Origin of the sequence: Pseudonocardia sp. (genome assembly GCF_050246655.1) — a bacterium.
Lineage (GTDB): Bacteria > Actinomycetota > Actinomycetes > Mycobacteriales > Pseudonocardiaceae > Pseudonocardia.
Genome location: NZ_JBFWVQ010000013.1, coordinates 1 through 23,264, shown reverse-complemented (window position 1 = coordinate 23,264; position 23,264 = coordinate 1). Strand labels below are relative to the sequence as shown.

Annotated in this window: 19 protein-coding genes; 15 read left to right on the top strand and 4 right to left on the bottom strand. The window is 74.2% G+C overall.

Annotated features, from left to right (window positions below; translation table 11 throughout):
* Positions 1-98: 98 nt before the first annotated feature.
* A complete protein-coding gene (locus tag AB7J25_RS07095; RefSeq protein WP_428506317.1) occupies positions 99-668 on the bottom strand; it encodes a PadR family transcriptional regulator in 570 nt (189 codons plus the stop codon).
* Between the two features lie 133 nt (positions 669-801).
* On the opposite strand from AB7J25_RS07095, the gene AB7J25_RS07090 reads away from it, so the two are divergent.
* The 4 genes from AB7J25_RS07090 to AB7J25_RS07075 are packed head-to-tail and all read left to right on the top strand — an operon-like array spanning position 802 to position 7,072.
* Positions 802-2,331 carry a class I adenylate-forming enzyme family protein gene (locus AB7J25_RS07090; protein ID WP_428506315.1) on the top strand — a complete coding sequence of 510 codons (1,530 nt, stop codon included), beginning with the start codon at positions 802-804 and terminating at the stop codon, positions 2,329-2,331.
* Complete coding sequence (locus tag AB7J25_RS07085; protein ID WP_428506313.1) at positions 2,324-4,765, top strand: xanthine dehydrogenase family protein molybdopterin-binding subunit; 2,442 nt, start codon at positions 2,324-2,326, stop codon at positions 4,763-4,765. The genes AB7J25_RS07090 and AB7J25_RS07085 overlap by 8 nt, the downstream gene beginning before the upstream one ends.
* Positions 4,756-5,535, top strand: a complete 780-nt coding sequence (locus AB7J25_RS07080) for an enoyl-CoA hydratase/isomerase family protein (protein WP_428506311.1) — start codon at positions 4,756-4,758, stop codon at positions 5,533-5,535. Before AB7J25_RS07085 ends, AB7J25_RS07080 begins: the two co-directional genes overlap by 10 nt.
* A 7-nt stretch (positions 5,536-5,542) precedes the next feature.
* Complete coding sequence (locus AB7J25_RS07075) at positions 5,543-7,072, top strand: FAD binding domain-containing protein (protein WP_428506309.1); 1,530 nt, start codon at positions 5,543-5,545, stop codon at positions 7,070-7,072.
* Between the two features lie 33 nt (positions 7,073-7,105).
* Here AB7J25_RS07075 and AB7J25_RS07070 read toward each other — a convergent pair whose 3' ends face one another.
* Positions 7,106-7,588, bottom strand: coding sequence for an NUDIX domain-containing protein (locus AB7J25_RS07070; RefSeq protein WP_428506307.1), 483 nt, complete (start codon positions 7,586-7,588; stop codon positions 7,106-7,108).
* Positions 7,585-8,973, bottom strand: coding sequence for an RNB domain-containing ribonuclease (locus AB7J25_RS07065; protein WP_428506305.1), 1,389 nt, complete (start codon positions 8,971-8,973; stop codon positions 7,585-7,587). The genes AB7J25_RS07070 and AB7J25_RS07065 overlap by 4 nt, the downstream gene beginning before the upstream one ends.
* A gap of 207 nt (positions 8,974-9,180) precedes the next feature.
* On the opposite strand from AB7J25_RS07065, the gene AB7J25_RS07060 reads away from it, so the two are divergent.
* From AB7J25_RS07060 to AB7J25_RS07040, 5 genes are all read left to right on the top strand, one after another.
* The gene (locus tag AB7J25_RS07060; RefSeq protein ID WP_428506303.1) at positions 9,181-9,879 is read left to right on the top strand and encodes a DUF742 domain-containing protein; all 699 of its coding nucleotides are present in this window, start codon (positions 9,181-9,183) and stop codon (positions 9,877-9,879) included.
* A gap of 202 nt (positions 9,880-10,081) precedes the next feature.
* Positions 10,082-10,915, top strand: coding sequence for a siderophore-interacting protein (locus AB7J25_RS07055; RefSeq protein WP_428506301.1), 834 nt, complete (start codon positions 10,082-10,084; stop codon positions 10,913-10,915).
* A gap of 34 nt (positions 10,916-10,949) precedes the next feature.
* Positions 10,950-11,525 (top strand): MarR family transcriptional regulator, encoded by a 576-nt coding sequence (locus AB7J25_RS07050; RefSeq protein ID WP_428506299.1) that lies wholly within the window; start codon positions 10,950-10,952, stop codon positions 11,523-11,525.
* Positions 11,526-11,628: 103 nt separating this feature from the next.
* Positions 11,629-12,066, top strand: a complete 438-nt coding sequence (locus tag AB7J25_RS07045) for a hypothetical protein (RefSeq protein ID WP_428506297.1) — start codon at positions 11,629-11,631, stop codon at positions 12,064-12,066.
* A gap of 146 nt (positions 12,067-12,212) precedes the next feature.
* On the top strand, positions 12,213-13,037 hold the full coding sequence (locus tag AB7J25_RS07040) for a PASTA domain-containing protein (protein ID WP_428506295.1): 825 nt from the start codon (positions 12,213-12,215) through the stop codon (positions 13,035-13,037).
* A 27-nt stretch (positions 13,038-13,064) separates the two neighbouring features.
* Here the strand turns inward: AB7J25_RS07040 and AB7J25_RS07035 are convergent, their stop codons facing one another.
* Positions 13,065-15,599 (bottom strand): DEAD/DEAH box helicase, encoded by a 2,535-nt coding sequence (locus AB7J25_RS07035; RefSeq protein ID WP_428506293.1) that lies wholly within the window; start codon positions 15,597-15,599, stop codon positions 13,065-13,067.
* A 52-nt stretch (positions 15,600-15,651) separates the two neighbouring features.
* Between AB7J25_RS07035 and AB7J25_RS07030 the strand changes: the two genes are divergently transcribed.
* From AB7J25_RS07030 to AB7J25_RS07005, 6 genes are all read left to right on the top strand, one after another.
* Positions 15,652-16,050 carry a DUF1801 domain-containing protein gene (locus AB7J25_RS07030; RefSeq protein ID WP_428506291.1) on the top strand — a complete coding sequence of 133 codons (399 nt, stop codon included), beginning with the start codon at positions 15,652-15,654 and terminating at the stop codon, positions 16,048-16,050.
* A 579-nt stretch (positions 16,051-16,629) separates the two neighbouring features.
* On the top strand, positions 16,630-17,187 hold the full coding sequence (locus AB7J25_RS07025; RefSeq protein ID WP_428506289.1) for a dihydrofolate reductase family protein: 558 nt from the start codon (positions 16,630-16,632) through the stop codon (positions 17,185-17,187).
* Complete coding sequence (locus AB7J25_RS07020; RefSeq protein WP_428506287.1) at positions 17,184-18,152, top strand: helix-turn-helix domain-containing protein; 969 nt, start codon at positions 17,184-17,186, stop codon at positions 18,150-18,152. Before AB7J25_RS07025 ends, AB7J25_RS07020 begins: the two co-directional genes overlap by 4 nt.
* Positions 18,153-18,232: 80 nt before the next feature.
* Entirely contained in the window at positions 18,233-19,966 is a 1,734-nt protein-coding gene (locus AB7J25_RS07015) for a histidine kinase (protein WP_428506285.1), read from the top strand.
* Positions 19,967-20,040: 74 nt separating this feature from the next.
* On the top strand, positions 20,041-20,784 hold the full coding sequence (locus AB7J25_RS07010; RefSeq protein ID WP_428506283.1) for a beta-phosphoglucomutase family hydrolase: 744 nt from the start codon (positions 20,041-20,043) through the stop codon (positions 20,782-20,784).
* Entirely contained in the window at positions 20,781-23,141 is a 2,361-nt protein-coding gene (locus tag AB7J25_RS07005; RefSeq protein ID WP_428506281.1) for a glycoside hydrolase family 65 protein, read from the top strand. The genes AB7J25_RS07010 and AB7J25_RS07005 overlap by 4 nt, the downstream gene beginning before the upstream one ends.
* Positions 23,142-23,264 lie beyond the last annotated feature (123 nt).

Here is a 23,264-nt window from a genome sequence, read left to right as displayed (position 1 = left end):
GACAAGCTAGGCCTGGTGCTGTCGCTCAGTCATGTGCCTGGTGCCTATCTCACCCGGTCGGGCGGAGATGATCGCTCGGTTGCCGAGCGTAGGGCCACTTAGGGTAGCACGCGTTCCCGCTTCTGGCGTAACTCGTCGAGCCGGCCGTCAGCCAGGGCCCGCCAGAAGCGGAGCGCGGCATGCTCCATCTCCAGGCCCAGCTCCAACGTGATCATCCGAGGCTGCAGCGCCGCGGAGTCCCCGTAGCGCCGCGCCATCTCCTCGTAGACGGCGATCCGCTCCTCGTGCTGGCGGATCTGCTGCGCGGCCAGCCGCGGCACGTCCGCGGGGTCGCCGACCTCGTTGAAGAACAGCTTGAGCTCCGCGACGTCGCGCATCTCGAAGTGCTCGTCGGTGGGGACGGCGAGCCACGCGCGCAGGGCGGCCAGACCCTCGTCGGTAATCGAGTACGTCTTGCGGCGCCGCCCACGGTCCTCGACGGCGAGATCGAGCAGACCGGCCTCGGCGAGGCGGTCCGGCTCGGAGTAGAGCTGGGCGTGCGGGAAGTGCCAGAAGTAGCCGACGGAGCGCGCGACGGCCCGCTTGAGGTCGTACGGGGTGGAGGGCCCCCGCAGCGCGATCATCCCGAGCACGACGTAGGAGGTCGCGGACAGGCGCAGGGCGGGCACGTCCGGAGCCTATCGACCGGACGGTCCGGGTTGAACGTTCACGGCCGTCATAGTATCGTCAATATGGTCTGAATCAGACGATCACGGTAATCTCGGCACGAACCACGAAGTCGATCAGCGGAGACCGAGGCGTATGGATCTCGCCACCACATTGACGTGGGCCGCGGAGCGTCACCCGCACCGCCGGGCGGTCGCCGGCACCGGCCGCACTCTCACCTTTCGCGCATGGGACGCCCGGACCAACCGCCTCGCCCGGGCGCTGGCCGCGGCCGGTGTCGGCGGCGGCGACCGGGTCGCGTTCGTGACCGGTGGCGGTGAGCCGCTCGCGAGCCTGCATCTTGCCGCGCAGAAGCTGGGCGCGGTGTCGGTGCCGTTGTCCACCCGCTTCGGACCCGAGGAGCTGCGCTACTGCGCGGGCGACTGCGGTGCCACCCTCGTCGTGGTCGACGAGGCCAACGCCGGGCGCGCCGCCGCGCTCGACTCCGTGATCGACGCCAGCGCCGTACGCTCCGTCGCCGACCTGGACGGCGCCGCCGACGCCCTGCCCGACGGGCCGCTCCCCGGCGGCCCCGCCCCGCAGGACACGAGCGTCATGCTCTACACCTCCGGTACCACCGGCCGGCCCAAAGGCGTGCCCCGCAGCCATTCCGCGGAGCACGCGGCGGCCGTGGCGCAGGCCGTCCAGCTGCAGCAGCGCCACGGCGAGGTGGTGCTCGGCGTGATGCCCCTGTTCCACACGATGGGGCTGCGGACGCTGCTCTGCAGCATCGTCATCGGCGGCACGTGGGTGGGGCAGCCCGCCTTCGACGCCGCGGAGTCGCTGGAGCTGATCGAGCGCGAGCACGTCTCGGCGCTCTACCTCGTGCCCACGATCTACTGGTCGCTGCTGCGCGCCGGGCGCCCGGAGGTGCTGCGCGGCGTGGCGCGGCTGGCCTACGCCGGTGCGGCGATGACCCCCGCGCTGGCCGAGGAGCTGGTGGAGCTGGTGGCGCCCGCGGCGTTCGTCAACCACTTCGGCTCGACGGAGATCTACACCTTCACGATCGAGCCCGACGTGGCCGCGAAGCCGGGATCGGCGGGGCGCGCGGGGATCTTCTCCCGGGTGCGGCTGGTCGCCCCGGAGGTCGGCGCGCCCGCGGACGCGCTGGTCGGGCCGGGGGAGCAGGGGCAGGTGATCGTCTCCATGGCGAGCCCCGAGGCGTTCGGCGGCTACTGGAACAGACCGGACGCGGACGCGAAGGCCATCCGGGACGGCTGGTACTACACCGGCGATCTCGCCGTGGCCGACGAGGACGGCGACCTGTGGGTGTCGGGCCGCGTCGACGACATGATCAACTCTGGTGGCGAGAACGTCTACCCGGACGAGATCGAGGCCGCGCTCGTCCGCTGCCCGGAGATCGACGACGTCTGCGTCGTCGGGCTGCCGGACGAGCGGTGGGGCCAGGCGGTCACCGCGTTCGTCGTGGCGCGGGCGGGGGTGGACCCGGCGAAGGCGGCGCGGGCGGCGGGCGCGTACGCCCGGGAGGTGCTGCCGCCGCTGAAGCGGCCGAAGCGGGTGGTGGCGGTGGCGGCGATCCCACGCTCCGGGGTGGGCAAGACGCTGCGGCGCACGCTGGTGGCGGGGGAGTACGACGCGCTGGCGGACGGCGGGGCCGATGGCTGAGCAGCGGGCACACCCGATGCACGACGAGCAGCTGCGGCACGGCGAGCCGGCGGCGCAGCGGCGCTGGGTCCCGTCGCGGATCGAGGACGCCGCGCTCGTCACGGGCCGCGGCGGCTTCCTCGACGACCTCGACCCGCTGCCCGGCACGCTGGTCGCGGCCGTCGTCCGCTCGACGCAGGCGCACGCCCGGCTGCTCGCGGTCGACCTGGACGCGGCCCGTGCCCACCCCGGCGTCGTGGCGGTGATCGGGCCGCAGGAGGTCCGGGCGGCGCTGCGGCCGTTCCCGCTCTCGACGGGCGCGGCGATGGCGTACCACCCGACGGCCGTGGACCGGGTCCGCTACGTCGGCGAGCCGGTGGCGGTCGTGGTCGCCCGGGACCGCTACACCGCCGAGGACGCCGCGGACCTCGTCGAGATCGACGACGAGCCGCTTCCCCCGGTGATCGGCGCACGGGCGGCGCTGGCGGCGGACGCGCCGCTGCTGCACCCGGAGGCCGGGACGAACGTCGCGACGGACCGCACGTTCTCGTTCGGACCCGTCTCCGAGCTGTTCCGGACCGCCGATCACGTGGTGGAGGGCGAGTACGACTTCCCGCGCTACTCGTCGGTGCCGATGGAGTGCTACTCGGTGATCGCGCACTGGAAGTCGGGCCCCGAGGTGGAGGCGTGGGCGAACTTCCACGGCCCGTTCACGATGGTGCCGGTCATGGCGGGCGCGCTGGGCCTGCCGACGTCCGCGATCCGCCTGCACGTACCCGCGGACATCGGCGGCAGCTTCGGCATCAAGGCCGGCATCTACCCCTACGTCGTGCTGATGGCGCTCGCGTCGAAGCACGCGGGCGCGCCCGTCCGGTGGACCGAGGACCGCGTGGAGCACCTGCTCGCGAGCTCCTGCGGGGCGTCGCGGGTGATGCGGTTCGCGGCGGCGGTGACGGCGTCGGGCGAGGTCACGGCGCTGAAGGCCGATCTCGTGGACGACGTCGGCGCGTACCTGCGCCCGCCGGAGCCGTCGACGCTCTACCGCTGCTACGGCAACTTCACCGGGCCGTACCGGATCGGGGCGATCGAGGTCCGCGCCCGCGCCGTCGTCACGAACACGATGCCGACCGGGCTCAACCGCGGCTTCGGCGGCCAACAGCTCTACTTCGGCCTCGAACGGCTCATGGACGCGGTCGCGCACGCCACCGGGCTGGACGTCCTGGAGGTCCGGCGGCGCAACCTGGTGGCGTCGTTCCCGCACGAGACACCCACCGGCGGGGTGTACGACTCCGGTGACTACCACGCCGCCGTCGATCTCGCGGTGAAGCTCGCGGACCTGGACGAGCTGCGCGCCCGCCAGGAGACCGCCCGGGCCGAGGGTGCGTTCTACGGCATCGGCGTCGGGCTGGTCACCGACCCTTCGGGGACCAACATCGGTTACGTCGGCCTCGCCACCCCCGCCGAGCTGCGGAAACGGGGCAAGTCCGGCTCGACGGAGCACGTGCGGATCTCCGTGGACGTGCAGGGCGTGGTCACCGTCGTGCTCGGGTCGGTCCCCCAGGGGCAGGGCCACGCGACGGTGGCGCGGAAGGTCGCGGCGGACCGGCTCGGGCTGCCCGTGGAGCAGGTCCGGGTCGTGATCGACATGGACACCGCCACGACGCCGTGGACGGTCACCTCCGGCAGCTACTCCTCGCGCTTCGCGCCGCTGGTGACCAGCGCCGTCGTCGAGGCGGCCGACCGGATCGCCGGCACCGTCCGGGCCGCGGCGTCGGTGCTGCTGGACCTCCCCGCCGGGGAGCTGGACCTGGTCGACGGTGCCGTCCGCCACCCGTCGGGTGCCGAGGTGGCGTTCCGGCACGCCGCCGGGGTCGTGCACTGGGACCCGGGGACGCTGCCCGAGGGCACGCCTGCCCGGCTGTACGAGGAGGCGGCGTTCACGCCGCGGGCGCGGGCCGCCACCCGCGACGACCGGATCAACTCCTCGCTCTGCTACGGGTTCGTCGCCGAGATCGTCGCGGTGCGGATCGACCCGGACACCCTTGAGATCAGCCTCGACCGCGTCGCGTCGGTGCACGACGCCGGCACCGTCCTGCACCAGCAGCTCCTCGACGGGCAGGTGCACGGCGCGCTCGTGCACGCCCTCGGGGGTGCCGCCTACGAGGAGCTGACCTACGACGCGGACGGCCAGCCGACGGCAGCGACGTTCCTCGACTACCTGTGCCCCACCAGCGCGGAGGCCGGGTTCGACCTGCGTTCCGGGCACGTCGTCACCCCGTCGCCGCTCACCCCGCTCGGAGCGAAGGGCTGCGGCGAGGGGTCGTCCATGAGCTTCCCGGTGGCGTTCGCCAACGCCGTCGCCGACGCGCTGGCCCCGGCCGGCGTGCCGGTCGACCGCCTGCCGCTGCACGGGGACGTGATCCACCGGCTACTGGAGGGAACCCGATGGCACTGACCGGCGGGAAGGTCCTGCTCGACCGCGGGCACGACGGGCGGGTCGCGTACCTGACCCTGTCCCACGGGAAGTACACCGTGATCACCTGGGAGATGCGGCAGCGCGTCGCCGAGGCGTTCGCCGGGATCGAGCGCGACCCGGACGTGCGCGTGGTCGTCGTGCGCTCCGACGGCGAGCACTTCAGCTCCGGCGGGGACATCGCCGGGTTCATGGAGGTCGACCCGATCGACTTCACCGATCTCGGGCACAACGTCACCGCGGCCGCGCGCAGTACGCGGCCCGTGGTCGCCGCGGTCGACGGGTACTGCTTCGGCGTCGGCCTGGAGCTGGCGCTGTCCTGCGACATCCGACTGGCCACACCGCGCAGCCAGTTCGCGCTGCCCGAGATGAACCTCGGGATGATCCCCGGGTCCGGGGGCACCCAGCGACTCGCCCGGCTGATCGGGCTGTCCCGGGCGAAGTACCACGTCCTGACCGCGACGCGGATCCAGGCGCAGCAGGCGCTGGACTGGGGACTGGTCGCCGAGCTGAGCGAGGACCGGGCGGCGCTCGACGCCGCGGCGGACGCGCTCGCCGCGAAGCTGGCCGCGTTCTCCCCGGCGGCACAGCGCACCGCGAAGGAGGTGCTGGACCGCGGGATCGACGGGCCGCTGTACACCGGCATCGAGCTGGAGCGCAAGGCCTACTCGATGCTGCGGGCGACCCGCGACTTCGCCGAGGGCGTGGCGGCGTTCGGGGAGAAGCGGCGCCCGGAGTTCACGGGGCGGTGATGAGGGGATGAAGCCGGCACCGTTCGCGTACGTCCGGCCCGGCACGCTGGACGGCGTGCTCGCCGAGCTCGCCGGGGAGGACGCCAAGGTCCTGGCCGGGGGGCAGTCGCTGGTGCCGGTGCTCGCGATGCGGCTGGGCGCGCCGGCGACGCTCGTGGACGTCACGGCGGTGCCGGAGCTGCACGAGCTCGCCGCCGGTGTGGCGGACGGCGGTGGTGGGCGCCGGGTGCTGCGGATCGGGGCGGCGGTGCGGCAGCGGGCCGTGGAACGTTCGGCCGTCGCCCGGGAGGTGCCGCTGCTGGGGATGGCGCTGCCGTTCGTCGGGCACCGGGAGCTGCGCAGCCGCGGCACCGTGTGCGGCTCGCTCGCGCACGCCGACCCGGCGGCCGAGCTGCCGGCCGTCGCCGCCTGCCTGGACGCCGTGCTGGAGATCGCCGGGCCGTCCGGGCGGCGGCGGGTGCCGGCCGACGGGTTCTTCGCCGGGTTCATGACCACCGCGCTCGCGGAGGACGAGGTGCTGGTCGCCGTCGAGCTGCCGGTGGCGGGGCCGGGGGAGGGGTTCGGCTTCGCCGAGATCGCGCGGCGGCACGGCGACTTCGCGCTCGCCGGGGTCGCCACCCGCGTCCGGGTCGACTCCGCAGGCGCGGTCACCGGTGCCCGGCTCGCGGCGTTCGGGGTCTCGGACCGGCCGCTGACCTGCGACGTCACCGCGCTCGTCGCGGACGGCCCGGGCGGTGCCGACGGTGCCGACGGAACGGACGAGCGGGCGCTGCGCGAGGTGCTGGGGGACGTCGTCGCGGGGATGGTCGACACGGCAGGCGACGGGCACGCCTCGGCCGGCTACCGGCGACGGCTGCTGCGCGTGCTGGCGGCGCGGGAGCTGGCGGCGGCCCGGCGGCGGGCCGCGGGCGCCGGCGAGGCGGGCGGAGTCGGGCTCGGTCCCGGTGGCGGCGGTCCGGGCCGCGGCGGCCGCGGGGCCGACGCGAGCGGCGGTCCGGGTCCGGAGCGCGGTCCCCGCGACCGGGTCGATGCGGCCGCCGTCGCCGAGGTGACCCTGACCGTCAACGGCGCGCCCGTGACCGTCACCGTCCCGCCCCGCCAGCACCTCGCCGACACCCTGCGCGACCGCGTCCGCCTCACCGGCACCCACCTGGGCTGCGAGCACGGCGTCTGCGGCATGTGCACCGTGCTCGTGGACGGGGTGGCGGCGCGGGCCTGCCTGCTGTTCACGGTGCAGTGCGACGGCGCGGAGATCGTCACCGTCGAGGGCCTCGGCACCCCGGACGCGCAGCACCCGCTGCAGGAGGCGTTCTCCGCCCATCACGCGCTGCAGTGCGGTTTCTGCACGCCCGGGATGCTCATGAGCGCCTACGGCCTGCTGTGCGACGACCCAGCACCCGAGCAGCTCGCGCGGGACATGTCGGGGGTGCTCTGCCGGTGCACGGGCTATCGGGGCGTGCTCGCGGCGGTCGCGGACGTGGCGCAGGCCCATCCCGGCGGCATTCCGACGGCTCCCGGCGCGGTCCCGGACGGCTGATCCGGCCGGGCTGGGCGCCTCGCGCCGGAGGCGTTACTCGGCAGGCCCCCGCGGCACGTCGCCCAGCCGGTCCAGGAACGGCGCCTGCCCTTTGACGATCTTCTCCCGGGCGGTGGGGAGGTCGAACCACTCCGCGCGGTCGATCTCGGGGAACTCCTGCACCTGCCCCGAGTGCGGTGGCCACTCCATCGTGAACGTCCCGGGGGCGAGAACGGTGACGTCGAGGTCCGCGGCGAGCGCGAACACCGTGACCGCCTTTCCCGAGACGCGCAGGGTGTCCAGCTCGACCGGCAGGCCGTCCGGCACGGGAAGGCCAAGCTCTTCGGTGAACTCCCGCGCAGCCCCGGCGAGCGGGTCCTCGCCGGGCAGGAGCTCCCCCTTCGGGATCGACCACGCGCGGGCGTCCTTGCGCGCCCAGAACGGGCCGCCCATGTGCCCGAGCAGGACCTGGGTGTCACCGGCGCGGCCCGCCCGGTGCAGCAGGATCCCCGCGCTTCGTCTGGCGGCGGGGGTCATGCCGAGAACTCGATGCGTCCGGTGCCCGGATCGGCCGCGACCAGCCGCACCGTGACGGTCTCGCCCGCGGCCAGCGGCCCCGCGCACCGGGCGAGGATCGGCGGATCGGCGAGGTACACCTCGCCGGTCTCGTCGGCCGAGGCCGCGGCTCGCAGCACGACGACGGTGAACCGCTCGCCCAGCCGCCCGGCCACCGTCGCGGCCTCGGTGCGGTCCACGCAGGCCCGGGCCACCGCGTTCGCGCGGGCGTCGGACTCCGACATGATCCCCGGCAGCTTGCCGAGGGCGGCACGCAGCCACGGCGCCGGATCCTCGCCTGCCGCGACGGCGAGGCACACCTCGGTGCCGAAACGGTCCGCGAGCCGCCGCAGGGGGGCGGTGACGTGCGCGTACGGCGCGCCGATCCCACCGTGACGGGGCTGCTGCGGAGGCGGTGGCCCGTCCGGCGCGAAGGCGGCGTAGCCCGCCCCGCGCAGCAGCGACGTCGCCGCGCGCCGCAGTGCGAGCGCCGCCGGGGTGTCCCGGGGCAGCGCCGACAGCACCTCGGCGGCGCTGGCCCCTTCCGGCCACCCGACGCCCAGCCGCCGCGCGGTGTCGCGCAGGTCCGCCATCGCACCCGGATCCGGCGCGGGCAGCACCCGGAGCAGCCCGACCCCGGCGTCCAGCATCATGCGGGCCGCCGTCATGCCGGTGAGCAGCGAGATCTCCGCGTTCCACGCCTCGATGTCGAGCCGTCGCCGCACGCGGACCGACCACGTGTCGCCCGTCCGGACGACCTCCTGCTCCGGCAGTTCCAGCTCGACCGCCCCGCGCCGCACCGCGGCGGCCCGCCGCAGCGGGCCCAGCTCGGGCAGCGCGGCGATCGCCGGGTGCAGGGTCCCGCGGTCCACGTCGGCCTGCACGCCCTCGTAGGTGAGCTGCGCGTGGGAACGCACCGTCGCCCGCCGGACGTCGACGCGCTCCGGCTCACCGGCCGCGTCCAGGTCGAACGTCCACAGCACCGCGAGGCGCGGACCGTCCGGGAGCAGGCTCGCGGCGCCCTCCGACAGCACCGGCGGGTGCAGCGGGACGTTCCCGTCGGGCAGGTAGACCGTCTGCCCGCGGCGGCGCGCCTCCGCGTCGAGCGGTCCCTCGGGGACGACGGCGGCGGCCACGTCCGCGATCGCGTAGTGCACGCGGAACCCGTCCCCGCGGCGGGCGACGCCCACGGCCTGGTCGAGGTCGCGGGAACCGGGCGGATCGATCGTCACCAGCTCGACGTGCGTGGCGTCGGTCCGCGGGCCGGCCGCCGCCCGTGCGCCCGCCGCCTCGGCCAGCACGTCCGCGGGGAACCCGTCGGGCAGCGCGAACTCGGCACGCAGCTTCGCGAAGTCCGGGGCGGTCACGGACGTAGCCTTCCAGGCCTCGGGCCCGGTGGCGCGCGATGGCCGACCACTCTGGCACTCGGGTGAGGGTATGCGGCCATCCGTGGGCAACCCCATCGTCACCTGATCGCATCGTGTTACCGATCACGGGCGGAAGTCACGGTTGGGGAACGTAGATGTCACATGCCTGTAATGTGCCCTCGCCACTCTGCGCGACGGAGGTGCGGCATGCCTGAGGACGCACGACCCGAGATCGGGTACACGGGTGCGCGCTTCGGTGGAGGTGGACGCAAGCGGCGCGCGCCGGCCACACCCGTCTCACCTGCGGCCGAGCCGGCCCCGGAGGAGCGCGCCGAGCCCGAGAGCGGCGGCCCGGTCGTCGGGTACACCGGCGCCCGCTTCGGGGGGTCGTCGCGCCGCCGCACCCGCACCCGGACCGCCGAGCCTGGACCCGCACCCGAGCCCGAGCCCATCGCGACGGACCCGCCCGTGGTGGAGTGGCCGCTGTACCGACCCGAGCAGGATGCCGACATCGACGCCGATGCCGACACCGCCCTCGACGGCGACATCGATCCGGACACCCAGACCTTCACCGGCGGCGCCGCCGCGTCCCCGTCGTCGATCCGGATTCGCCCGTACATCCTCACCGGCGGGCGCACGCGCGCCGAGATCGAGCTGGAGCTCGAGACCCTGGTGTCGGCCGGGCCCCGTCCGCCGCGGGAGCACCATGCGGTCGTCGCGCTGTGCCGCCGTCCCGTGTCGGTGGCCGAGGTCGCCGCGCTCATGAACGCGCCCATCGGCGTCGCCCGGGTCGTCCTGGGCGATCTCGCCGCCCAGGGTGCGGTCACGGTGCACGCCACCGGCGTCCAGGACATCCCGGACCTCGCGTTCCTCGAGCGGGTGCTGACGGGCCTGCGCCGCCTCTGAGGGCAGGCGGTCCGCGCCGCGGTGGTCGCCTTTCCGGTGACGCGACCGTGGCAGCGGGTACCCGATCGGATACCGGGCGAAGCGGTAGTGGCGCGGCGGTGGATCGGCGGGCCATGGTCGGGGGAGCGGGTGCGATCGTCGCCGTGGGCGAGCGCTTCCGCAGCCGCTAGCATAGGTGAGGCTCACCTATTGAGGAGGACGGATGGCGGACGAACGCGGCCAGCGGGTGAACGTCGGAACCGTGCTGCGCACCGAGCGCCTCGGCCCCCACATGATCCGCGTCGTGCTGGGCGGACTCGCGGGCTTCCCCGCGGGGAGCTACACCGACCACTACGTGAAGCTGCTCTTCCCCCCACCCGGCGTGACCTACCCGGAGCCGTTCGACCTGCGCCGCATCCGCTCCGAGATGCCGCGCACCGCCTGGCCGGCCACGCGCACCTACACGGTGCGTGCCTGCGATCCGGACGCGGGCGAGGTGACGATCGACTTCGTCCATCACGGCGATGTCGGCCTCGCCGGGCCGTGGGCCGCCGCCGCCCGCCCCGGGGACGTGGTGCGCTTCGTCGGCCCTGGCGGTGCGTACGCTCCGGACCCGACGGCGGACTGGCACCTGCTCGCCGGGGACGAGAGCGCCCTCCCGGCGATCGGGGCCGCGCTGGAGGGAATGCCCGCCGGGGTGCCCGCGCACGTGTTCGTCGAGGTGGAGGGGCCGCAGGACGAGCAGAAGCTCACCACCGAGGCCGCCGCCGACATCCGCTGGCTGCACCGCGGGTCCGGGCGCTTCGGCGAGGCGCTGGTGGAGGCCGTTCGCACCTTGGAGTTCCCCGACGGTGCCGTGCACGCGTTCGTCCACGGCGAGGCGGGGTTCGTCAAGCAGCTGCGCCGTCACCTGCGCCTCGAGCGGGGCGTTCCCCTGGCGCGGCTGTCCATCTCCGGCTACTGGCGGCTCGGCCGTGACGAGGACGGCTGGCGGTCGTCGAAGCAGGAGTGGAACCAGCAGATCGAGGCGGAGGAGGCGAGGGCGCTCGCCGGCTGAGCATTCTCGCATCACGCAAGGTATATTGCGCGATGTGGTAGTAGCCGCCCCGCCGCTCCTCCCGCTGTTCCGCAGCAGGTTGCAGGGAGACCTGCTCGCGGCGCTCCTGCTCGTCCCCGACGCCGAGCACACCCTCACGGAGCTGGCCCGCCGCACCGGCGCCTCGCTCGCCGCCGTCCAGCGCGAGGTCGATCGCCTCGAGGAGGCCGGGCTGCTCCGCTCCCGGCGCGTCGGCCCCGCCCGGCTCGTCTCGGCCGACCGGGGCTCGCCCGCCGTCGCCCCGCTGACCGACCTCGTCGCCCTCAGCTTCGGTCCCGTCCAGATCCTCGCCGAGGAGTTCGACGGCGTCGCCGGGCTGGACGTGCTCGACGTCTTCGGCTCCTGGGCGGCCCGCCATCACGGCGAGCGCGGGCGCCCGCCTGCCGACGTGGACGTGCTCGCCGTCGGGGAGCCGGACCGCGATGCCGTCCACGAGGCCGCGCGGCGCGCCGAGGAGCGGATCGGGTTGCCCGTCAACGTCACGGTCGTCTCCGCCGCGCGCTGGGCGGCGGGTGAGGACGGGTTCGTCCGGCGGGTCCGGTCGGCGCCGCGGGTGCCGGTGCCGCGGTGAGTGGCTCCCGCGGCCAGTGCGGTGATCACCGGTTCCGTGACATGAGGTGTGCCCGTGCAGGTCATGTCACGCAACCGGTGATCACATCTCGAGGCGGAGCCCGGTGAGCCGGGACGGGCGAGACGTCGACGCGTTGCTCGCCGCCGGCCGCCTGGAGCGCGTCCCACCGGACGCCGAGGCCGCTGCCCGCGCGATCGACGCCGCCCGTCGCCACCTGCGCTCCGCCGAGGTCCTCGCGGACACCGACCCGGACCTCGCCTACACGGCCCTCTACGACGCCATCCGCAAGTCCTGCGCCGCGCTCCTGCTGGCCGACGGTCTGCGCGCGACGAGCCGGGGCGGCCACCTCGCCGTCCAGCAGGCGGTGACGGCCCTGCACGGTCGCGGCGGGCCGCTGCGCTCGTTCGACCGGGTCCGCCGGCAGCGCAACGCCGTCGAGTACCTGGGTGGGGAGGCCGACCCCGAGGACGTCCGCGCCGACCTGGGCGCGGCGGGAGCGATCGTCGACCTGGCCGCGCGGACGCTGCGTCGGGCGCGCTGACGTCGCGTCGAGCGCGCGTTGTCGCCGCCCGCGCGCCGGTTCCGGCGTCGGACGGTCCGCCCGGGTGGTCGGCCCTTCGCGCGTGTCGACCTGATCATGTCGACCCCGATCATGTCGTTGTCGACCTTCCACTATGGTGCTCCGCCATGTTAGCCACGCTCCCCGCGGGCAGCAGGCCGAGCCGTCCCCGACGGATCCGGGCCGGGCTGACCGTGTCGGCACTCGCGCTGCTCGCCGGATGCGGCTCGGCCGACCGTCCACTGCTGCCGAATCTCGCCGGACGGACGCTGGACGACGCCCGGACCGCCGCGACGGCAGCAGGGTTCACCGCGCTCACCTCCCGCGACCTGCTCCGGGCACGCGCACAGCTCGTCGCGTCGAACTGGCGGGTCTGCACGCAGACCCCGGCGGCCGGGCCCGTCGACGGCGACGTCACGGTCGAGCTCGGCGTCGTCAAGACCGACGAGCGGTGCCCGGGTGACGACACCGGTCTGCCCGAACTGGTCGGCGAGACGCTCCCGATCGCGGAGGATGCGGCTCGCGAGGCCGGATTCCCGAGGTTCACCTCGCACGACGCCACGGGTGAGCGCCTTCGGCTCGACGAGCAGGACTGGACCGTCTGCACGCAGACCCCGGCTGCAGGCACCACGGACCGTGAGGTCACGGTCGACGTCGGCGTCGTGAAGTCCGCCGAGCCCTGCCCGGGCGAGACCCGCGCGGCGACGTCCAGCGCCCCGACGACGACGGCGTCACCTCGGCCCGCGCCGAAACCGGCCCCGAAGCCCCAGCCGAACCCGCAGCGCGGCGAGGACCGCGACGACGGCGACGACTCTGGGAGCGGTACGGACCGGCGCACGTCGGAGCCCGATCCCGATCCGCCGTCGAAGCCCCGGTCCGGGCAGAGCGGCCACCCTTGCCTGCCCGGTGAACGCGACGGCGACAACGACGGCTTCTGCGGCGAGGGACGCTGAGCGTGGGGACGGACCGGAGCCAGGGACTCAGTACCCGCCCAGCGGCTCCACCGCCGTCACCCACACGACCGCCTCGCCCCGCTCGTCGGATGCGCCGAGGTCGATCTCGGCACTGATCGCCCAGTCCCGGTCGCCCGCCGGGTCGTCGAACACCTGGCGGACCAGCCAGCGTTGCGGCTCCTCGGTGATCGTGATCATCGACGGCCCGCGGGCGTCCGGTCCGATCCCGATCGAGTCGTGCAGCGCGAAGTAGGGCTCGAGCGCCTCGCGCCAGGAGTCGGCGTCCCAGCCGGCGTCGCGGTCCAGCTCGTCGAGCAGGTCCCACCGGCGCAGCGCCGCCAGCTCCACGCGCCGGAACATCGCGTTGCGCACCAGCACCCGGAACGCCCTCGTGTTGGCTGTGACCGCCTCGGGCCCGGTGTCCAGCGCGGGCCGTTGCACGGGCGCACCGTCCGCACCCGCGGCGAGCTTCTCCCACTCGTCCAGCAGCGACGAGTCCGTCTGGCGCACCAGCTCGCCCAGCCACTCGACGATGTCGGCGAGCTCCTCGGTCTTCGCTTCGTCAGGCACCGTCTGGCGCAGCGCGCGGTAGGTGTCGGCGAGGTAGCGCAGCACGAGCCCCTCGGACCGGGCCAGGCCGTAGAACCCGACGTACTCGACGAAGGTCATGGACCGCTCGTACATGTCGCGGACCACCGACTTGGGCGACAGGCGCGCGTCCTCCACCCACGGGTGCCCGCGCCGGTAGGTCTCCAGCGCGGCGCCGAGCAGCTCCTCCAGCGGCTTCGGGTAGGAGACGTCCTCGAGCAGCGCCATCCGCTCCTCGTACTCGATCCCCTCGGCCTTCATCGCCGCGACGGCCTCGCCGCGGGCCTTCTTCTCCTGCGCGATCAGGACGGCACGGGGATCGTCCAGGGTGGCCTCGATGATCGACAGGACGTCCATCGGGTACTCGGGCGACGCCCTGTCCAGCAGCTCGACGGCCGCGAGCGCGAACGGGGAGAGCGGCTGGTTGAGCGCGAAGTCCAGCTGGAGCCCGCCGACGATCCGCACCCGGCGGCCCGTCGCCGTGCCGTCCTCCCCACCCGCCCCGGCCAGCTCCTCCACGACCCCCGCCGTGCGCAACGCCCGGTAGATCGCGATCGCGCGCAGGATGTGGCGGCGCTGGCGCTCGCGGGGCTCGTGGTTGTCCTCCAGCAGGTGGCGCATCGCGGCGAACGCGTCCCCCGGGCGGGAGATCACGTTGAGCACCATCGCATGGGTGACGGAGAAGTGGCTGGTCAACGGCTCGGGCTGGGCGTTCTGCAGGCGCTCGAACGACCGCTCGGACCAGCCGACGAAACCCTCGGGCGGCTTCTTGCGGACGATCCGCTTCCGCTTCTTCTCGTCGTCACCCGCCCGGGCCAGGAGCCGCGCGTTCTCCACCTCGTGGTCGGGCGCCTCGGCGACCACCGTGCCGACGGTGTCGTAGCCCGCCCGGCCCGCCCGCCCGGCGATCTGGTGGAACTCGCGCGCCTTGAGGCCGCGCACCCGGGTGCCGTCGTACTTGGCGAGCGCGGTGAACAGCACCGTCCGGATGGGGACGTTGATCCCGACGCCGAGGGTGTCCGTCCCGCAGATGACCTTGAGCAGCCCGGCCTGCGCGAGGGTCTCGACCAGCCGCCGGTAGCGCGGCAGCATCCCGGCGTGGTGCACGCCGATGCCGTGGCGGACCAGCCGCGACAGCGTCCGCCCGAACCCGGCGGTGAACCGGAAGTCGCCGATCAGTGCCGCGATCTCGGCCTTCTGCTCCTTCGACGCCACGTTCACACTCATCAGCGCCTGGGCCCGTTCGATCGCCGAGGCCTGCGTGAAGTGCACGACGTACACCGGCGCCTCGTGGGTCTGGAGCAGCTCGGCGATCGTCTCGTGCAGCGGTGTCAGGACGTAGCGGAAGTGCAGCGGGACGGGCCGCTGCACCGAGGTGATCACCGCGGTCGAGCGTCCGGTGCGGCGGGTGAGATCGTCGCGGAAGAAGGTGACGTCCCCGAGCGTGGCGCTCATCAGCAGGAACTGCGCCTGCGGCAGCTCGATCAGCGGCACCTGCCACGCCCAGCCGCGTTGGGGATCGGCGTAGAAGTGGAACTCGTCCATCACGACCGACCCGACGTCGGCGCCCTGACCTGACCGCAGCGCGATGTTGGCGAGGATCTCGGCGGTGCAGCAGATGATCGGCGCCGTCTGGTTGACCGCGGCGTCCCCGGTGAGCATGCCGACGTGCTCTGGCCCGAACACGTCGCAGAGCGCGAAGAACTTCTCGCTGACCAGCGCCTTGATCGGCGCGGTGTAGAACGTGCGACGGCCCGCGCCGAAGGCCGCGGCGTGCGCCGCGATCGCGACCAGCGACTTCCCCGACCCCGTCGGCGTGGAGAGGATCACGTTCGCGCCGGTGACGAGCTCCAGCAGCGCCTCCTCCTGCGCCGGGTAGAGCGAGATGCCCTGCTCCTCGAACGCCCAGTCGGCGAACGCCTCCACCAGCGCGTCGGGATCGGGGGTGGCGGGCAGTCGCGGGGTGAGGGTCATGATGGGCTCAGTATCGCCGCACGGGCTGCTACGGTCCCGTCCGGAGGGCGGTATGACCGGGTTCCTGCGGTTCGACGGAGCGGTGGAGCTCGACCCGGCGATCGACGCCTGGTTCGCCCGGCAGCGTCCCACTCTCGCGGCGCTCGCTCAGCCGTGGTGGGCACGGATGCGCGGCTGCGGGGACGACGTCCGCGAACTGCTCCACGACGGGGTCCCGACGGCCTGTCTGGGCGACGTGCCGTTCGCGTACGTGGGCGCGTACACCGCGCACGCTGCCGTGGGGTTCTTCCACGGCGCGGACCTCGACGACCCGGCCGGGCTGCTGGAGGGTCGCGGACGGCGGATGCGGCACGTGAAGCTGCGGCCCGACGGGGTGGTGGCCGAGGCGGCGCTCGCGGCGCTGGTCGACGCGGCGTACCGCCACGCGTGTGGGCTGGTGGAGGACGGCTGACCGCGTGCCCGTGGGGCCGGAGCTGACCGTGCCCCGGGTGCGGGTGGGTGACCGTGTGCCCGTGGGACGGGCCGACCGTGTGCGCGCGGGAGCTGGCCGCGTGCCCGCCGGGCGGGTGGTTGGCCGTGTGTGCGGGCGGGAGGGTGCTGACCGCCCCCGCGGGGCCGGGGCTGGCCGTGTGCCTTCGCGGGCGAGGCGTGCTGAGGCGCCTGCGGGCGGGTGCGCGGTTCCTGACTCTGCTTCGCAGACCTCGGGCGCGCTTCGCAGATGTTGGCCCGCTGCTTCGCAGACCTTCGGCACGCCTCGCAAGGGCTGCGGCGCCTGCGAGGGGTGCGCGGGCTCTGCGAGGGGTGCGGCGGAGCTGCGAGGTGGCCAGGCCCCGTCCCGGGGCGCCGTCAGCGAAGACGCGGTGACCCGCGCGGTGAGCAAGGCGCGTGACCACCGTGACCGGGCGCGACGACCCGCGCCATCACCCGCCCGGTGACCACCCCGGCGGGCCCGCCGCCGCGGCGTCCACCGAAGGCAGCTGCGCAAGAACGGTCGGGCGCCCACCCCCCGGGTAGGCCACGCTGGTGTGCCATGAGGACCGTCTACTACACCGCCACCACCCTCGACGGGTTCATCGCCGACCCCCGGGACAGCCTCGACTGGCTGTTCGTCCAGGACCAGGAGCCCGGTGGCCCGATGAACTACGAGGAGTTCATCGCGCGCATCGGCGCGATCGCGATGGGCGCCACCACCTACGAGTGGGTCCGGGCGCGGGTCACCGGCGGCACCGAGAAGTGGGCCTACGACATGCCGTCGGTCGTGTTCACCCATCGCGACCTGCCCCCGATCGAGGGTGCCGACGTGCGGTTCGTCTCCGGTGAGGTCCAGGCCGTGCACGCCGAGCTGGTCGAGGCGGCCGCGGGCAGGGACGTGTGGGTGGTCGGCGGCGGCGATCTCGCCGGGCAGTTCGCCGACGCCGGCCTGCTCGACGAGATCGTCGTCTCGATCGCGCCGGTCACCCTCGGGGAGGGCCGGCCGCTGTTCCCCCGCCGCTACGCGCTGCGCACGGAGGAGGTGGCGCGCAACGGTGCCTTCGCCTGCGTCCGCTACAGCGTCGCAGGCCCGCGCTCCACGGACTGGACGGCGTGACGGGCCCGGGGCGGGACCGGCTGCGCGAGCTGATCGACGCCGTCCTCGACGAGGACCACCGCACCCTGCACGACATGGCCCACGGTGCGTACTCCTCGCCGTTCCACTTCAGCCGCAGGCTCGCCCGCGACGCCGGCGAGCCGCCGGTCGCGATGCGCCGCCGGGTGGCGCTGGAGCGGGCGGCCTGGCGGCTCGGCCGCGGTGCCTCCGTCACCGAGGTGGCGTTCGAGGCGGGCTACGGCTCGGTGGAGGGCTTCGCCCGCGCCTACGCCCGGGCCTACGGCCACCCGCCGAGCGACACCCCGCGGGCCGTGTCCGTGTCCGGCTCGGCGCACTGGTTGCCCGCCCCCAACGGCATCCACTTCCACTCCCCGGACGGCCTCTGGGTGGAGGGCACGGGCGGCACCTCTGCCGCCGAGGTGACGGCGCTGCTCGTGCACCAGGACGTCGACGACGTGCGCGCCCTCGTGGACCTCGCCAAGGGCCTCGACGCGGACGCCTACGCCCGCGACCGGCTACCCGGGTTCACGCTGCTGCACTGGGCCGGTCCGGAGGGCTCGATCAAGGCGCTGCTCAACCGCTGCGTCGGCACCTACGAGATCTGGCTCGCCTCGATCGAGGGTGCGGACCATCCCGGCCGCATCGCCGAGGACTCCGACGCGGGGGAGCTCTCCGCCCGCCTGGACGCCGTCGCGCCGCGCTGGCTCGGCTGGGTGCGCGAGACGGAGCGCCGGGGCGCCTGGGGCGACCGGCTCGTCGACGCGCTGTGCGACCCGCCGGAGAGCTTCGTGCTGGGCAGCGTGCTCGCCCACGTCCTGGCCTACTCCGCGCAGCGGCGCGGGCTCGTGCGGGCGCTGCTGCGCCAGGCCGGGATGGAGGTGGGGGAACCGGTACGCCCCGGCGGCCCACCCGATCCGGTCCGCGACGGTGACCCGATCGAGTGGTTGCGCCGCCACGCTCCCTGAGACCCGGACCGACCACCCGATCGGGCCCCACTAGCGTGGGACGGGTGACGGGCCGTGCAGCTTCAGGAGCCGCGGCCACCATGCCCGACCTGGTCGAACCCATGCTCGCCGGCAGCGGCGAGTTTCCCGGCGGCCCGGACTGGTCGGTCGAGTTCGCCTGGGAGGGTCTGCGCGTCGTCGCGCACGTGACCGCGCAGCGGGTGCGGCTGCGCAGTTCCTCGGGCCGCTCACTGGCGTCGATCTTCCCGGACCTGGAGACGGCGCTGCGCGCGGTCGCGCCCCGCGGCGGGGTGATTCTGGACGGGACGGTGGTGGCCCAGGGCCCCTCGGGGACGCCGCGCCGGCGGGCCCTGCAGAGCCGTGCGGGGACATTCCGGCCGTCGGAGGCCCTGATGCGGCGGGTGCCCGTCGCGTTCCTCGTCGGGGACGTGCTGTGGCACGACGGTCGCTCCACGCTCGACCTGCCCTACCGGGCGCGCCGCGAGCTCGCCGAGGGTCTGCGCACCGACGAGCCCGCCGTGTGGCTGACCCCGACCTTCCCCGCCACCGAACTGGGCCCCGTCATGCACGCCGCGGACCAGCACGGCGTCGACGCGCTCTTCGCCCGCCAGCTCGACGCGCCGTACCGGCCGGGGCGGCGGTCGAGGCACTTCCTGCGGCTGCCGGTGCGCCGGGTGCGGCAGGTCGTCGTCGGCGGGTTCAGCCCGGCCGATCCGCGCCGTCCGGAGAGCGCCATCGGCGCGCTGCTGCTCGGGGTGCCCGAGACGGGCGGGCTGCGGTACGTCGGGCGGGCCGGGCTGCGCGACGCCGCGGACCGGGGCGCGGTCGCCGCGGCCCTGCCCGGGCTGCGCCGCGCGCACTCGCCGTTCACCGCACCGCTGCCGCGCGAGATCGCCGAGTCCGCGGTGTGGATGGCGCCGCAGCTGGTGGGGCGGGTCGAGTACGCCGACCGCATGCCGGACGGGCGGCTGCGCCTGCCGACGTGGCGGGGCCTCGTCCCGGACGGCGAGATCGACCCGGCGCAGCTCGTCGAGGTGACGCCTGCGCCGCCCGCGGAACCCACCCCGGACGCGACGGCCGTCCGGCCCGCTGCGGAACCGCCGGCCGCGCCGCCGGCCGAATCGCCCGCCGGGACCGCGACCCGGCCGGCTCCCGGACCGGCTGCGGAACCGGCCGGGGAGCAGGCCGGGGCGACACGCGGCGCGCACGCGCAGCCCACCGACGAAGCCGCCGCCGAGCCCATCACCGATCCCACGGCTGAGCCCACCGACGAGCCCACGGCTGAGCCCACCGACGAGCCCACGGCTGAGCCCACCGACGAGCCCACGGCTGAGCCCACCGACGAGCCCACCGACGAGCCCACCGCCGATCCCACCATCGAGCGCAGGCGCCTGGAGCAGCACTTCTTCTACAACTCGCTCAACACGATCGCCTCCGTGATCCGCACCGACCCCGCCCGCGCCCGCGACCTCCTGCTCGGCTTCGCCGACCTCAACCGAGCCACGGACCGCACCGCGGCCACGACCACGCTCGGCGAGGAGCTGGCGGCCGTCCGCGCCTACCTCCAGCTCGAACAGGCCCGCTTCGGCAAGCGCTTGCGCGTCGACGTCGACGTGGACGAGGCCCTGCACGCCCTCGCGCTCCCGCCGCTCGCGCTGCTGGAGGCCGTCCGCGCCACCGTCCAGGAACGCATCGAGCCGCGTCCCGAGGGCGGCACGCTGGTCGTGCGCGCCGCGCTCCGGGGGGAGTGCACGATCGCGGTGGACGGCGACCCGCCGCACTCCCGCGTTCCCGTCGGGCCGGGATCGGCCTGACACCTGGCGGAACAGGGCAGAACCGTCATCCGGCGGATACCCGCGCTCCCTGATCGACTCGGTACCGTTCGCGCATGCTGGGTCTCCCCGACGGAACGCGCGCGTGCCTGTTCGACCTCGACGGGGTCATCACCGACACCGCGAGCGTCCACGCCGCAGCCTGGAAGCGGATGTTCGACGAGTTCCTGCGGCGCTGGTCGGCCGCGCACGACGTGCCGTTCCGGCCGTTCGACACCACCACGGACTACGGCCCCTACGTGGACGGGAAGCCGCGGCTGGACGGCACCCGGGGGTTCCTGGCGTCGCGGGGGATCACGCTGCCCGAGGGCGGTCCCGGCGACGCCCCGGACGCCGACACGGTGTACGCCCTGTCCGCGCGCAAGAACGCCATGGTGCAGGAGCTGATCGCCACCGAGGGCGTCGAGGTCTACCCGGGGTCGGTGCGCTACCTCCACGCCGTGCGCGCCGCCGGGCTGCACACGGCGCTGGTGTCGTCCTCGGCGAACGCCGCGACGATCCTGGACGTCACCGGGCTGGCCGACCTCATCGACGTGCGGGTGGACGGGGTCACCGCCAAGGAGCGCGGCCTGCCCGGCAAGCCCGCCCCGGACACGTTCCTGGCCGCCGCCGCCGATCTCGGCGTGTCGCGCGAGCAGGCCGTCGTCTTCGAGGACGCGCTGGCGGGCGTCGAGGCCGGCCGCGCGGGCGGGTTCGGCGCCGTCGTCGGCGTGAACCGGCTCGACCAGGCCGACAAGCTGCGTGAACACGGGGCCGACGTCGTCGTCTCCGACCTCGCCGAGCTACTGGAGGAGCGGTGAACCCGGAGCCCCGCCCGTTCGCCATCGAGCCCTGGACGATCCGCGAGACGCGGCTCTCGCTGGACGGGCTGGGCCAGACCGAGTCGGTCTTCGCGCTCTCCAACGGCCACATCGGCCTGCGGGGCAACCTCGACGAGGGCGACCCGCACGCCCTGCCCGGCACGTACCTGAACTCGTTCTACGAGCGCCGCCCGCTGCCCTACGCCGAGGGCGGCTACGGCTACCCCGAGTCCGGGCAGACAATCATCAACGTCACCAACGGGAAGATCATCCGCCTGCTGGTCGACGACGAGCCGTTCGACCTGCGCTACGGCACCCTGCGCCGCCACGAACGCGTGCTCGACATGCAGGCCGGGATGCTCACGCGCGACGTCGAGTGGGTCTCGCCCGCGGGCCGCGTGGTGCGGGTGCGCTCGGAGCGGCTCGTGTCGCTCACGCAGCGGGCGGCCGCGGCGATCGCGTACGAGGTGGAGGTCGTGGACCGGCCGGTGCTGCTTGTGGTGCAGTCCGAGCTGGTGGCCAACGAGCAGCTGCCCGAGCACGACGACGAGGGCGACCCCCGGATCGAGGAGGCACTCACCGACCCGCTGATCTCCGAGCTGCACCGCAGCGACGTCGCGGGCACGACGCTCGTGCACCACACGCGCAGCTCCGGGCTGCGGGTCGGCGCCGCCACCGACCACGAGGTGACGGGCCCCGATCACAAGATCTCCTCCGAGGCCACGGAGGACACCGGCCGCACCACGATCATCGCCCGCATCGAGCCCGGCCAGGTGCTGCGCATCGTCAAGTACCTCGCGTACGGCTGGTCGGCCCGCCGCTCCCTGCCCGCCGTGTACGACCAGGTCGGCGCCGCGCTCGCCGCCGCCCGCTACACGGGCTGGGACGGGCTGGTCGCCGAGCAGCGCGCCTACCTCGACGAGTTCTGGGCCACCGCGGACATCGAGATCGAGGGCGACGCCGAGCTGCAGCAGGCCATCCGTTTCGCGATCTTCCACGTTCTGCAGGCCGGGGCCAGAGCCGAGCGGCGCGCCATCGGCGCCAAGGGCCTCACCGGCCCGGGCTACGACGGCCACACCTTCTGGGACACCGAGACGTTCTGCCTGCAGGTGCTCACCCACCTCGCCCCCCGTGCGGCGGCGGACGCCCTGCGCTGGCGGCACTCCATCCTGCCGCTGGCCTACGAGCGCGCCGAGCAGCTCGGCCTCAAGGGCTCGGCGTTCCCGTGGCGCACCATCCGCGGTCAGGAGTGCTCGGGCTACTGGCCCGCTGGCACCGCGGCATTCCACATCAACGCCGACATCGCCGACGCCGTCCGCCGCTACGTGGCGGCCACCGGCGACGTCGAGTTCGAGAAGGAGGTGGGTCTCGAACTGCTCGTGGCGACGGCGCGGCTGTGGCGCTCGCTCGGCCACCACGACGCGAGCGGCCGCTTCCGCATCGACGGCGTGACCGGCCCGGACGAGTACTCCGCGATCGCGGACAACAACGTCTACACCAACCTCATGGCGCAGCTGAACCTGCGCGTGGCGGCGGAGACCGCCGCCCGCCACTCCCGCCTCGCGGCCCGGCTCGGCGTGAACGCCGAGGAGATGGCGAGCTGGCGCGACGCCGCGAACTCCATGCTCATCCCCTACGACGAGAACCTCGGCGTACATCCCCAGTCCGAGGGCTTCACCCACCACGAGCTGTGGGACTTCGAGGGCACCAAGCCCGCGTCCTACCCGCTGCTGCTGAACTTCCCCTACTTCGACCTGTACCGCAAACAGGTCGTCAAGCAGGCCGACCTCGTGCTGGCCATGCAGCTGCGACCGGACGCGTTCACACACGAGCAGACGGTCCGCAACTTCGCCTACTACGAGGCCATCACCGTGCGGGACTCGTCGCTCTCGGCCTGCAGCCAGGCCGTCATGGCCGCCCGGACCGGTCACCTCGAGCTGGCCTACGACTACCTCGCGGAGTCCGCGCTCATCGACCTGCACGATCTCGCGGGCAACACCGACCACGGCGTGCACATCGCGTCCATGGCCGGCACGTGGATGGCGATGGTGGCCGGGTTCGGCGGGATGGTGTGCGACGGGGACGGCCTGCGGTTCGCCCCGCGCCTGCCACCCGCGCTCACCCACGTCACGTTCGGGATGCGCTGGCACGGCAGGCGGTTGCGGGTGCACATCACCCGCGAGGAGGTCGAGTACCGGCTGATGGACGGCCTGCCGATGCGGCTGCGCCACCACAGCGAGCCCGTCGCCCTCGCGGACGCTCCCGTGGTGCTCCCGATCCCGGTGGCGGACCCCGTCGAACCGGTCGAGCAGCCGGCGGGGCGGGCCCCGAAGTCGCGCCATCCCGGGACCGTCTGACCCGAAGCGGTTCGGCGAGCGTGCACCCCGTCAGGTCCGAACCGGACTCCGTGCACACTCGGGGCAACACAGGGCAAGTCAGTCCGCGTGCTCCAGCACCGCAGCCAGCGGGCCGGGAGGCTC